We start from the raw sequence: 12800 nt of genomic DNA, 5'->3' as shown, positions 1-12800 counted from the left end.
TTTGACCCAGAATAACAAATATATGCTTGATATTAAATGGAGTAGTAATTGGATTGGCTTTTTTACGGCAATCATTTTCGCACCACTATTGTCGGTAAATGCTCAGGAAAAAGCTTTGGTAAACACCTCCAAAAGCCCGTATGCCAAACAAGTTTCGGTGGACATGGATGCGGTAAAATGGACTGATGGCTTTTGGGGGCATTGGGCGGATGTCAGTAAGGACACCATGGCCATGAATATGTTGCACATTTATGAGAATGATACCCTTAGCCATGGTTTTCTCAATTTTGAAATAGCAGCAGGATACAAAGAAGGAAGACATAGGGGCGCTCCTTTTCATGACGGAGATTTTTATAAAACGCTTGAAGCCTTAGTGTCCGTTTATGCCAGCACAAAAGACCAAAGGTATTATGATGAGCTAGAGCGGATCATAAAAGTGATTGCGGACGCACAGAGAGCAGATGGTTATATTCATACTTCTACAATAATTAAGCAGCGCAATAACCCTCAAGATGCGGTTGAGTTTGAAGATCGAATGAACTTTGAAACGTATAATATGGGCCATTTGATGACGGCGGCCAGCTTACATTATCGCATTACCGGGCAGACCAACTTTTTGGACATAGCGATCAAGGCAACAGATTTTCTTGTTGCCTACCATGAAAATGCAACTGCCGAACAAGCTCAAAATGCGATTTGTCCTTCCCACTATATGGGAGTAATTGAAATGTATAGAACCACCAGAAACAAGGAATACCTCGACCTGGCAGGTAAAATGATTGATATTCGTGGGATGATAACTGATGGTACAGACCACAATCAGGATCGGATCCCATTCCGGCAACAGCGAGAAGCCGTAGGACATGCCGTTCGTGCCAATTACCTGTATGCTGGCGTAGCGGATCTTTATGCAGAAACAGGGGAGGATTCTTTGATGATGGCATTGGAAAGTATTTGGAAGGATGTGGTCACTAAAAAACTCTACATCACTGGAGCTACCGGGGCTTTGTATGATGGTGTGTCCCCAAATGGAACCACCTACAGGCAGTCAATTATTCAGCAAGTCCACCAGGCTTATGGGCAGGCTTTTCAGCTTCCCAATATTTCAGCCTACAATGAAACCTGTGCTAATATTGGAAATGTCTTGTGGAACCACCGCATGCTTTTGGTAACCGGAGACAGCCGTTTTGCAGATATATTAGAGCTTAGCTTGATCAATAGTGTATTTTCCGGTACTGATCTGGGTGGGACCAATTTTAATTATACCAACCCCTTGAGAGTAGATAAGGACTTGCCCTTTACATTTCGCTGGAACAAGGTCAGGGAACCCTATATTTCAAAATCGAACTGCTGTCCTCCCAATGTCGTCAGAACGGTTGCGGAAACCCATAATTATGCCTATGCATTATCTGATAATGGTTTGGTCGTTAATTTGTATGGTAGCAATGAACTGAAAACCAGTTTGCCAAATGGTTCAAGCCTAGAGTTAAAACAGGAGACGGATTACCCTTGGGATGGAAAGATAAAGCTAAGCATCGAAAAAACCGGGCAAGATCCCTTTGCCATAGATCTACGGATCCCTGCCTGGGCCAGTCAGGCTGAGATCACCGTTAATGGAGAAAAATCGAAGGAAAAACCTATAGCCGGAAGTTATCTGTCCTTAACACGAAAGTGGAAAAAGGGTGATGAGATTGAATTAAATCTACCCATGACTGCTCGGTTGATGGAGGCCAACCCGCTGGTGGAGGAAACCAGAAATCAGGTAGCTGTTGTGCGAGGGCCAATTGTTTATTGTATTGAATCTCCAGATTTGCAAGATGTTCGCATTTTTGATGTTGAACTTCCTGCTGCCATTCAATTTACCCCTGTCAAAAAAATGGTGAAAGGTGCCTCGCTAACCTTCTTGGAGGGGCAGGCCTTGTTACAAGAAAAGCCCGATTGGGCCGGTAAATTGTACCAGGAAGTAGATCAAAAAAACACGCTGAATCCCATTAATATCAGGTTGATTCCCTATTTCGCCTGGGGGAATAGAGGAGAATCAGAAATGGCAGTTTGGATGCCATTAAAAAAGTAAAGGAATCATGGGGTATTCTTCTCTCTGGCTTTTGAGAGGATCTGTGTTTGTTACTTCAAATTGCTGCTTTATAAAATTCAAGGTACTCTTTTAACGAAGTTGTCAATTAATTAAGGAAATAATGAAAAGAACTATTTTAAGTATTGCATTGGCATTCATTGGTTTGAACAGTTATGCGCAACAACTGGCCTTCCCGACTGCTGAAGGTTATGGGAAATACACTGTTGGTGGACGGGGTGGGAAAGTTTACGAAGTGGTCAATCTTGATGATTCAGGAAAAGGAAGCCTTCGTGAGGCTGTTGAAGCTGAAGGACCAAGAACAGTTGTTTTCAGGGTTTCAGGAACCATCAAATTGGAAAGTGAATTAAGAATTAAAAATCCATATATCACGATAGCAGGTCAAACAGCTCCTGGCGAGGGCATAACACTCAGGGCTTACCCGTTGATGATAAATGCAGATGAAGTGATCATTCGGTACATCAGGGTGAGACTCGGGAACGAATCAGGAGGTGAAACTGATGCAATATCCAGCAGGTATACTACCAATCTTATTTTGGACCATGTATCGGCAAGTTGGAGTATTGACGAAACCATGTCCATTTACCATGGTAAAAATGTAACAGTTCAATGGTGTATAACATCAGAAAGTCTTTATAAATCCAATCATCAAAAGGGGAATCATGGTTTTGGCGGTATTTGGGGATCAAACTACAGCACCTATCACCACAATTTAATCGCCAATCATTCCAACCGTAATCCACGCTTTGCATCGGGAGGTGGAAATATTGATTTCCGAAACAACGTAGTTTACAATTGGGGATATGAATCTACTTATGGAGGTGAAGTTGCTCAGGTAGGCAATGACAAGTTCAATTTCACTAACATCAATATGGTAGGAAACTATTATAAGGCAGGACCTGCAACAGCACCCGGTCAAATCTCCCACCGTATCGCCTCGCCCTGGTCTCGAAACAAAGCAGCGGACTATGGGAAATGGTACATTTCAGACAACACAGTTGAAGGGAATTTTTGGATTTCAGCGAACAATTGGTTGGGTGGAGTGCAGCCTCAAGGCGGTAGCGAATATTTGGATGGTTTAAAGCTGGAGGAACCTTGGCCATCGATGGCTATCAATGAAGAGTCTGCCGAGGACGCTTTTGTTTCTGTTCTCGAGAACGCGGGTGCTGTTTTTCCTAAGCGTGATGCTGTAGACCTTCGAATTATTGATGAAGTACGCAATGGTTACGCAACTTATGAAGGGGAAACCTACAAAAAGGATCATAAGGTTGCGGATAGTTCTAGAAAGACTGGGATCATAGATACTCAAGAAGATGTTGGTGGATGGCCAGCGCTAAAAAGTAGCCCTGCCATGGTTGATACGGATCACGATGGAATTCCAGATGAATATGAAAAGCAAAATGGTCTAAATCCCAAACAAGCCAGTGATGGAAACAAGGTTGGTAAAGACGGTTATACGATGTTGGAAATTTACCTAAATTCTATTTATTGAACCCTAGAGAGGTATCAACCCAAACGATAGTGGAGAGCAGAAAAACCGTACAATTAAAAAATGCGGCATTTAAATCCGAAACATGAATAAGATGTTTATTGAGTGAAGAAATCACTTCCAAATTAGTAATTCGTTGCTGTTTTCGGCTCTATCTGATAGTTAAATGGTGTCCTTTCCAAGCATCCATTTTGGCTCCGTTGATTCTTTATGACTCAAAAAATCTCGAATTTAATGGAAAGACAACCGAGAAAATCGCATCGAATATAGGTCTAGGCCCTACCATATTAAACCCGAAATATGCAATAGACAATCTATTACGTGCTGAAATCGCTTCAAAATCAGCCACTTCGTTGCTGTTTTCAATTTCACCATAGCAGTGCTATGCTAAAATATCCAAACAGCCTGATTTTCTTATAATTGCAACACTTCCCGTAAACACGGGACAGGCTTCACCCCTGACAGTCAGGGCGGAGAAATCCTATTACATAATCCGGGTTGAATCTTACCTATTATTAGTGTTTTTCTGCAATTGCAAAGAATTCAATTTCTAAGACCATCACGGAAGGGCTTCAAAGCTGTTTTATGATATTTTTTTTATCAAGCATAAGTTTACCCTTCTAATACTTTTCCTTTCGACCTTTACATTTTTTCATTTATTCTGAGATTTGATTAATCTTGGGTGAGATGCATTGTTTTTTTAAGAAATATTGTCTCTCCATTCTATTTGTATGCTTCCGTCAAAATAACTTTTGGAGGGTCGATTTTTTCACTCAAAATATAAATGAGTTCCATGTACTTAATTTCCCTATTTGATGTTCATTGTTTTACAGCGTATTTTAGTGAAAATTGATTAAATTGAATCGTGTTATATTGTTTATTCAAAATGACCTATGAAAAACATACCGGCAAAGTTACTTTTATTCATTAACCTGATAAGCTTTCAAGCGGCAGCGCAAGTTGCTTTCAATGAGCAAAATTCCCTGTTGATTATAGAAGTTGAGTCGGTAGAAGGGGTAGGGGATTGGTTTCGAGATAGTGTGAATATAGAAGGAGGTACGATCCATTACTTGTATTCCACAACTGAGCACTTTAAAGATCCCGGGAATAAGACACTTAAGTATCCTATTGAAATCAATAATCCTGGGCAATATAAAATCATTTGGCATTCCAAGGTAGGTCTGGGGACCTCTTCAACTGATAACAATGATACTTGGCTTAGAGTGCCTGAGGCAGCAGGGTTTTTTGGGAAAAATGAAGAACATATTGTAAGACCTCACGGAAAATGTCAGGATGATTGTCCTGAAGGAGCGGGAAAGGAAGGTTGGTTTAAAATTTATAGCAATGGCACTACTGACTGGACATGGCGCACCAAAACCAGTGACAATGATCCCCATGAAATTTATGTTTCCTTCGAGAAAAAAGGAGTCTATTCGATAGAGGTCTCAGCAAGGTCTGCCAATCATTTTTTGGACAGGATTGTTCTTTACGACCCTGAAAAGCATACTGAGAAAAAGGTTACCAATTTATCTCTGCCGGAAAATGAGAGAAGGTAAATCGATTTAAGTCTTCCCCTTTCCAATTTGTCTTTGGATATTTCCTGTTGAGTCTTGAGGTTGTTTGCGACAATTCTATTTAAGGAATTGTCGCAAACAACGATTGTAGTAGTTATGTGTTTTTATTCATTGTGTAGTGAAATACAATATATAGTTAAGGTTGGTGGTTTCCCCTTTTTTAATCCAAATCTTCGAATTATAACCAATTTTTTTTTTAACCTCATTTCACCTCGATTTCGATCTCCATTTGGTTCCATATATAGTTGATCGAATGAGAATTCCCCTGATCGTTTTTCATGGCATCGGATCAGATCAGGATCATTTTTTTACCATCTTCACTGATCCATTTTGGAGAAAGTTTTGGTTAGTAGGTTCTATTGTTGGGATGGTCTACTGTCCAGTATTCCGAATAGTGGAATTGTGTCCATGGGCCATAGGCATTTTCTGAATACCAAAAACCTAGGTTGCCCGTTTCAGTATGCATCCAACTGTGGTAATAATCCTCATCCGAGTTGCTCATGCCATAACCACCATAGGTACCACCGTTGACCATAAAGTAAAGACCTAGCCCATCGTTCCATACAACAGAAGGCAACCAAGAATACCATCCAAAATAATGGTCTTTACTGCTTTTTTCCGGAAAAGTATGCACATAGCCTCTGTCAGTTATTTTATTTGACCATTGGGGTTCCTTGTTTTAGTCATACTTTGTGAAATATTGCCATTCACTTCGAATTCCGATTTTATCATGAGGTACTCTAGCTAAGGTCAGTTGATGGGCTTTGGCTCCTTCCGGGGAATAAATATAGACGTATTCATCCTTGGCAGTTGAATTGTCTTTGCCGTTTTGCACAAAATCGAAAAAAGAAAAAGGATAAGCCTCTTGGGTTTGATGAGGTATTCCATGCTCCTTTAAAGAAAACATCTCCTGCTCATTGACTACATTTCTCATGCTGCCCATGGCTGTGAGTGCAAGTTCATTTCCTTCTCTGTCTACACGGGACCAAGAATGGCCATTGTCAGTTGACTTCAAAAGTTTAACAGCTGTAAAGGGTCCTGACCAAGAGGGACCAGGTGTCTTGGAGGCTGCTGAATATACCTTTCCGTCTACAGAAACAATCCCATAGCCAAACCAACTTCCTTCCTTGCCACTGAATTCAGGGTAATTGGGAAGGTCTTCCCTTTTAAAGTTTTCTGGACCACCTTTTATTCTATAAAGGTGGTTGTGAATCTGGAGGCATAATTTTTTTGATCCAGCCAGTTCCCATCGCACATTGAAACAATCTGCGAACCATCCGCTGCCCAGGTGAGACACCAATTGTCACCACTGGCCCCCAATCTTTTTAAAGTTTTTTTGTTGAAGATAACGCCTTCCGGCACAGCTTTTTTAGTTTCTTCGGAAATGTTGTTTTTCTCCGTATTGCTTTGGCAAGCAAAGGCTAACAATATTATAGGCAATAGCAGGTAAGATCTAATTTTCATGAGGTGATTGATTAGTGGGGCGGGGTTAAAAGCTTTGTTCTGGGTGTTGGGAGGCAATAAATTCACCGGCCAAACATTACAGAAGAATTAATTTAATGAAAAATATTCAAAAACCGGAGATTTATTTTCCAACACCTTGAGTAGATTTACTGAGCGCTTAAAGGAATGAAAAATGGAAACTTTAATTTCTTATGGTTATTGTCGAGATTTAAGACCTATTCACTGCCTTAAAATCTCAAGGTATAGGCAAGTTTAACAATGGATTGAATTTCCATGACATTGAATCGGTCTGTAAACCGTTGCCAGTTGTGGTTGTGGACGATGAAAAAAGTATTGCCAGGATCAATCACCCAGATAAACCTGCTGTTGGGCATAAAGTACAGACAGTAGTGAAAAACATAAATTGTAAACAAAAAAATAATTTTTTTTTTGACATGTCCATTTATTATCATCAAATAAGTGAAAAATTGGGACTTGTTTGAGCTTATTATACAAAAGGGTTGAGAATTGTGCTAATAGTAAAAGCTCTAGTTGATTTTACGGAAATATTCACCGATAATTAGTTGTTTTTACATTCTAATCCTAAAAAGGATAAATATAAACCCTATTATTAGCATGTTAATTCCAATAAAAACGCCCAAAATTCTATTCTGCTTACTTTTCCTCTTTTTTGGATTGACTCAGGCGATGAATGCTCAAAATAATTGGTCCCAAAACAATAAGGCAACAAAGAGCGAGAATGGGAAAATACTCCCCAATGTGGTGATCATCCTTGCAGACGATATGGGGTATGCGGATCTTCAGGGATACGGTGGAGTAGCCAACACTCCAAACTTGGATGCTTTGGCATCTGAAGGGGTGAAATTCACCAGTTGCTATGCCGGTGCTCCCAATTGTTCTCCCTCGAGGGTTGGGTTGTTGACAGGTAGAATTCCGGCAAGAGCAGGCATGTACAGTTATAGGCCACCCGGATCTCCTATGCATCTACCGGACAATGAAATAACGATTGCCGAACTCCTCAAGCCTGAAGGATATCAGACGGCTCATTTTGGTAAATGGCACTTGAGCGTTCTTCCTCAAGATAAGGAACTCAATCAGCCACAACCTCAGCAGCAGGGCTTTGATTATTCACTTGGTACGGAAAATAATGCCCAGCCTTCTCATCTCAATCCTGTCAACTTTATTAGAAATGGAATCCCAATAGGAGAGCAGGAGGGCTATTCCTGTCAATTGGTAGCAGATGAAGTAGACCTTTGGTTTGAGAAAAATTATCAAAAAGAACAGCCTTTCTTCCTCTATGTGGCTTTCCATGAGCCTCATGCTAAGGTTGCTTCACCTGATAATTTAATCGCCAATTACCCAGACTATGACAAGAAAACCGCTGAATATTTCGCCAATATTGAAAACATGGATTTGGCCGCCGGTAGGATTTTGCAAGCCTTAAAATCAAGAGGATTGGATAATAATACAATGGTCTTCTTTGCATCGGATAACGGTCCATATCGGATAGGTTCTCAAGGCGAACTTCGCGGATTGAAAGGGGAGGTATATGATGGGGGTATCAAGGTTCCCGGGATTTTCTCCTATCCCGGTGCTTTTCCCGGGAATAGGGTAATTGACACCCCCATATGGTTCCAGGATTTGTTGCCTACCATCGGGGAATTGACTGGGGCGGCCATTCCTTCAGATCGGAAATACGATGGGATAAATTTATTACCATTGCTTGAAGGAGGTGAAATAGAAAGAGAAAAGCCCATGCTATGGTATTTTTACAGAAGTTCCCCCGAGTTTGCCATGCGAAAGGGGGATTATATGTTGCTGGCTCGTGCCAATGATAAGGTACCCAGAACCCATGGGGTATCGGATATAGACATGACTTTTATAAAAACCATTCAGCCCGAGTTTTATGAATTATACAATGTCGCAAACGATGCCGGTCAACAAGAGGACTTGGCAGCTACTGAACCGGATAAGCTGGAGGCCATGAAAAATGAATTGCTGGTACTGCTGGAAGAGGTTAAAACAGAAGGTCCGGTATGGGAAGGCTTGCCAAAATACAATGAGCAAAAAGCCAACCACAATAAGCCCGGAGAGTTTAAAAGGAATCAAAAGCGATTTTTGCTGAAGGGGAAGGAGTGAGTGCCATAGAAAATTTGATAGGGTAGGTGCTTTTTAAGGATAATTATAGTGAACATAACTCTTCGATAAAATGAAAAACTTTTTATAATGAATACATCAAAATTTAATTTTCTGTTAGTTTGTGTGCTCATTTTATTCTTTTCTTGTTCTAATGAACAGGAGGGAATCCCTGTAATTAAGGCAAAAAATGTGTTGGGTAATGAACTGAAGCTATCTGATATAGCTTCTTCTATAGTGGAAATTCCTTTGGAAACCAGAGAGGGTATTTATTTAAAATCAACTGGCAGTATTACCAAATCCGAAGAGCATTTTTATATTTTAGACATAGGAAGGATCGTTAAATTCAAGTTGGATGGTACCTATGTTGGAGAAATAGCAAAAAAGGGTGAAGCTCCGGGTGAGTACCTTGGCGCATATGAGATTAGTTATGACTTGAAAAGCAGAAGTTTACTGGTGGCAGCCCAATTTAATCAGGCAATATTACAGTACAGTGAAGAAGGAGAACTAATTGGTTCTGCCTCTTTTCCTTTCCCATTTTACGTAAATGCAACGGATAACGGAATTTGGGTCTTTTCCCACGGAGGATTTTTACAATCCAGAATTACCAATAAATTAAAAATAATGGGTTACCGTATTGATAGTGAGTTGAATATGTTGGATTCTTTTCTTATTAAGGAGGTGCCTTTAGTGGATAATATTGGTCCAGGTAGGTATACTCACCAGCAGTATGTCAGTTCATTTGATGATAAAACTGGGATATATTATGCAGTCATAATGCAGGAAAAAATCCGTAGAGATTCCTTATATACGCTAGAAAAAGATCAGTTGAAACCCTACAGTAGGTTCGATTTTGTCTTCTCAGACAATAGAAAGGTGGCTTATATTTACGAGATTACCGGAGAAGGCAACTATTATTTCATTACTTACTCAAGTGATAAACACCAGCAATCGATGTTTGTGTTCGACAGAAAGAAAAATGCTGGTTACGACCTTAAAAATGGGATCACAGCGGCAGATGGGAAAACCTATTTCCTAAATGCTTTTGGGGATGGAGACTATTTTTATATCAAAAGAGAGGTAGATGAAACAGGTTTCGAATTAAATCCTATCATTGTGTGGGTTAGGTTGAAGGACTAATCATCATTTATTACTTAGTTGAGATGGCTAGAGAATCTTAGAGAAATGTTACTTCCAAAGAAGTTTAAAGCTTATATTGGGAATAAGGATTGCTGCTAACTTGTTTCTATTCCTCATTTCGACTCTAAATTTACGAATTTCATGAAACAAGTGGTTGTAAAGATACCTAAGCTTTAAGAATCTTAGAACAATAGCCATGAACAAGAATTTAGACCGCAGGAACTTTATAAGTAACCTCTCGATGGTTGGTGCTAGCCTAGTCATTGAAATGCCCCAATTTAGTTTTGGAAGGACAATAAACGATAGGCCTGCCTTATTGGGAGGCCCCAAAGCCCATCCCGCAAGTTTTCCAAGTTGGCCCATCGTAGAAAGGCCGGATGAAAACGCACTTCTGGAAACCTTGCAGAGTAAAAAGTGGGGCCGCCTTAATGGCGATGCGGTTGCTAATTTTGAAGAGGCATATAAAAAGATGAGTGGAGCTAAACATTGTTTGGGTGTATCTAGTGGCACCAGCGCATTGTATACCGCTATGGGCGCTTTAGACATAGGTCCTGGGGATGAGGTTTTAATTCCGGTATATACCTTTGTTGCCACCTACAATGTGGTGGTATTGAATTATGCGCTTCCAAGGTTTGTGGATACGGATATAGAAAGTTTTCAGATTGACGCCAATCAAATTGAAAAGGCCATTACTCCGCAAACAAAGGTCATCATGCCTGTTCATATTGGAGGGTCTCCTGCAGATTTAGATACCATTCTTGGGTTGGGAAACAAGCACAATATACCAGTTGTGGAGGATGCATGTCAGGCACCGATGGCCGAATGGCGGGGTGAAAAAGTTGGGACATTAGGCCTTACAGGGGCCATTAGTTTTCAATCCAGCAAAAACCTTACTTCTGGTGAAGGAGGAGCTTTGTTGACCAATGACGATGAATTTGCTGAAAGCTGTTATAATTTCCACAATCAGGGAAGGCATACCAGCGATCCAAACGATCCCTATTCTCCTACCCGAGGAACAAATCTCCGATTGACAGAATTCCAGGGGAGCCTATTGCTTGCTCAGATGAAACGTTTCCCGCAGCAGGTTAACCATCGTTGGGAAAATGCAGCCTACTTAACCAGTCTCTTAAAAGAAATCCCAGGAATTTACCCCGCAAAACTCTATGCAGGAGTAACCAAAAGTGCTTATCACCTATATATGTTTAGGTATGACAAAAGGGAATTTCAGAACATGGACCGAAGTAAATTTTTGAAAGCCTTAGTAGCAGAAGGCATCCCTTGTTCAGGTGGTTACGGTAGGTTAAACAAGGAGAAATACGTGACAGATCTTGCAAAAAACAAGCACTATTTAAAAGTGTATGGAGAGAAAACGATGAACGATTGGATGGAGCAAAATCACTGTCCGCAGAATGACCAGCTTTGTGAGGAAGCGGTATGGTTTTCACAAACCATGTTGCTTGGGACCCGACAAGACATGGAACAGATTGCGCAAGCCATTCATAAGATTAGGAAGTTTGCCGGGGATTTAAAGAAAGCTTAAAATTTGCCATTATGTAGTTTTAGAAGGTTTGGTCATTCCTTTTATCATAATTAATCCCTTATTATTAGATTTAAGGAACTTGGATTGAAACCAGTTTAGTATTTTGCATTGAAAAGACATTATGAACCAAAATAATAATAGCAAAAATTCCAGAAGGCAGTTTTTTGCTACTGCTGCTAAAAGTAGTTTAGCGGCCTGCACTTTAGGGTTTCCCTTGAAAGAGTGGAGTCCCAGTACATTTTTAACTGAATCTATTGAAGGCAAAGATCTGGAAAAGCCAAGTTGGCTCGCTATTAATGATGAGATTTATGGCGCTAAACCTAGTGATATGGTGCCGATTGGTGGAGGGAATGGATATGCCTTTCCAATTGTAAAGGGAGATTTTGAGGTGACAAATCTGGATGAATTGTTGGATTCACTTGCCCAAGCAAAGTCGGGACAAGTTGTCTTTATTCCCGATGAAATAAATATAGACCTAACCACTAGGGTTTTTATTGAAAAGTTGGTTTTAGAAATTCCTGAAGGGGTAACCTTGGCCGGGAACCGCGGATATGAAGGTTCTAAAGGTGGAATTTTGCTAAGCAATGCTTTGGAGACCAAGTTCCTGATTCGTGCCCATGGGCCAGGGGTACGAATATCGGGGCTAAGAATTCAAGGGCCAAATCCTGACCGGCATCTGGAACATCACAAACGCGCTTTTGGACCTGAAGGTTTGGGACGTGATTATTATTACAAATTCCCAGTTTCGAGAGGAATAGTGACGGAATATCCTGAATTGAAAGTGGACAATTGTGAGGTTTCAGCTTTTTCAGGTAGCGGCATTTTTCTTAAAAAGGGTTCTGGACACCATATTCATCATAATTTTATCCATCAATGCCAGTACAATGGCCTCGGTTATGGGATAAGCCATGCCGCAGCTGATTCTCTAATCGAATATAATTTATTCAATGAAAACAGGCATTCTATTGCTGGCACAGGGATTTCCGGATGCGGTTACACTGCCAGGCACAATATTGAGCTAGGCATTTCATTGAGCCATTGCTTTGACATGCACGGTGGAAGGGATAGAAAAGACAATACGGACATTGCGGGGACTACAATGGAGATCTATAACAATACCTTTTATGCGCCTCAAACATCTGTAGTAATTAGAGGTATTCCGGAAGAAAAATGTGCAATCCATAACAACTGGTTCCCTCGGCATTTGCATACTGAAGAAGCCGTAAGAGGGCTTTCTGAAAAAACACGAGCCATAAATAATGTCTATGTGTCTGCAGTAAAGTAAAAGCTGTTAAACCAGGGGGGCTTAAACACTATCCAAGACATCTAGGAATATCCTTTCCTCTATTGTCTTTTTTCATTAGA

Annotated in this window: 10 protein-coding genes; 7 read left to right on the top strand and 3 right to left on the bottom strand. The window is 40.5% G+C overall.

Going from position 1 to position 12800, the window contains the following annotated elements; translation table 11 throughout:
• The first annotated feature begins 22 nt into the window (after positions 1-22).
• From AC13EX_RS11260 to AC13EX_RS11250, 3 genes are all read left to right on the top strand, one after another.
• Positions 23-2074: an aceric acid hydrolase gene (locus tag AC13EX_RS11260; RefSeq protein ID WP_482892754.1), complete on the top strand. Its 2052-nt coding sequence runs from the start codon at positions 23-25 to the stop codon at positions 2072-2074.
• 121 nt (positions 2075-2195) lie between these two features.
• Positions 2196-3584 carry a pectate lyase family protein gene (locus AC13EX_RS11255; protein WP_482892753.1) on the top strand — a complete coding sequence of 463 codons (1389 nt, stop codon included), beginning with the start codon at positions 2196-2198 and terminating at the stop codon, positions 3582-3584.
• Positions 3585-4474: 890 nt separating this feature from the next.
• A complete protein-coding gene (locus tag AC13EX_RS11250) occupies positions 4475-5137 on the top strand; it encodes a hypothetical protein (RefSeq protein ID WP_482892752.1) in 663 nt (220 codons plus the stop codon).
• A gap of 364 nt (positions 5138-5501) precedes the next feature.
• Here AC13EX_RS11250 and AC13EX_RS11245 read toward each other — a convergent pair whose 3' ends face one another.
• From AC13EX_RS11245 to AC13EX_RS11235, 3 genes are read right to left on the bottom strand one after another with little or no spacing between them, the layout of a single operon-like run.
• Positions 5502-5789 carry a hypothetical protein gene (locus tag AC13EX_RS11245; protein ID WP_482892751.1) on the bottom strand — a complete coding sequence of 96 codons (288 nt, stop codon included), beginning with the start codon at positions 5787-5789 and terminating at the stop codon, positions 5502-5504.
• A 45-nt stretch (positions 5790-5834) separates the two neighbouring features.
• Positions 5835-6410, bottom strand: a complete 576-nt coding sequence (locus tag AC13EX_RS11240) for a hypothetical protein (protein WP_482892750.1) — start codon at positions 6408-6410, stop codon at positions 5835-5837.
• Complete coding sequence (locus tag AC13EX_RS11235; RefSeq protein WP_482892749.1) at positions 6344-6619, bottom strand: hypothetical protein; 276 nt, start codon at positions 6617-6619, stop codon at positions 6344-6346. Before AC13EX_RS11235 ends, AC13EX_RS11240 begins: the two co-directional genes overlap by 67 nt.
• Before the next feature lie 615 nt (positions 6620-7234).
• On the opposite strand from AC13EX_RS11235, the gene AC13EX_RS11230 reads away from it, so the two are divergent.
• From AC13EX_RS11230 to AC13EX_RS11215, 4 genes are all read left to right on the top strand, one after another.
• The gene (locus tag AC13EX_RS11230; protein ID WP_482892748.1) at positions 7235-8758 is read left to right on the top strand and encodes a sulfatase-like hydrolase/transferase; all 1524 of its coding nucleotides are present in this window, start codon (positions 7235-7237) and stop codon (positions 8756-8758) included.
• An 87-nt stretch (positions 8759-8845) separates the two neighbouring features.
• A complete protein-coding gene (locus AC13EX_RS11225) occupies positions 8846-9895 on the top strand; it encodes a 6-bladed beta-propeller (RefSeq protein ID WP_482892747.1) in 1050 nt (349 codons plus the stop codon).
• A gap of 196 nt (positions 9896-10091) precedes the next feature.
• Positions 10092-11435: a DegT/DnrJ/EryC1/StrS family aminotransferase gene (locus tag AC13EX_RS11220; protein ID WP_482892746.1), complete on the top strand. Its 1344-nt coding sequence runs from the start codon at positions 10092-10094 to the stop codon at positions 11433-11435.
• A 121-nt stretch (positions 11436-11556) separates the two neighbouring features.
• Positions 11557-12720: a right-handed parallel beta-helix repeat-containing protein gene (locus AC13EX_RS11215; protein WP_482892745.1), complete on the top strand. Its 1164-nt coding sequence runs from the start codon at positions 11557-11559 to the stop codon at positions 12718-12720.
• The last annotated feature ends 80 nt before the right edge of the window (positions 12721-12800 follow it).

This window comes from Cyclobacterium sp. L-R, from assembly GCF_056859355.1.
The sequence above is the reverse complement of the archived record's forward strand: the minus strand, read 5'-3'. Positions and strand labels throughout refer to the sequence as shown.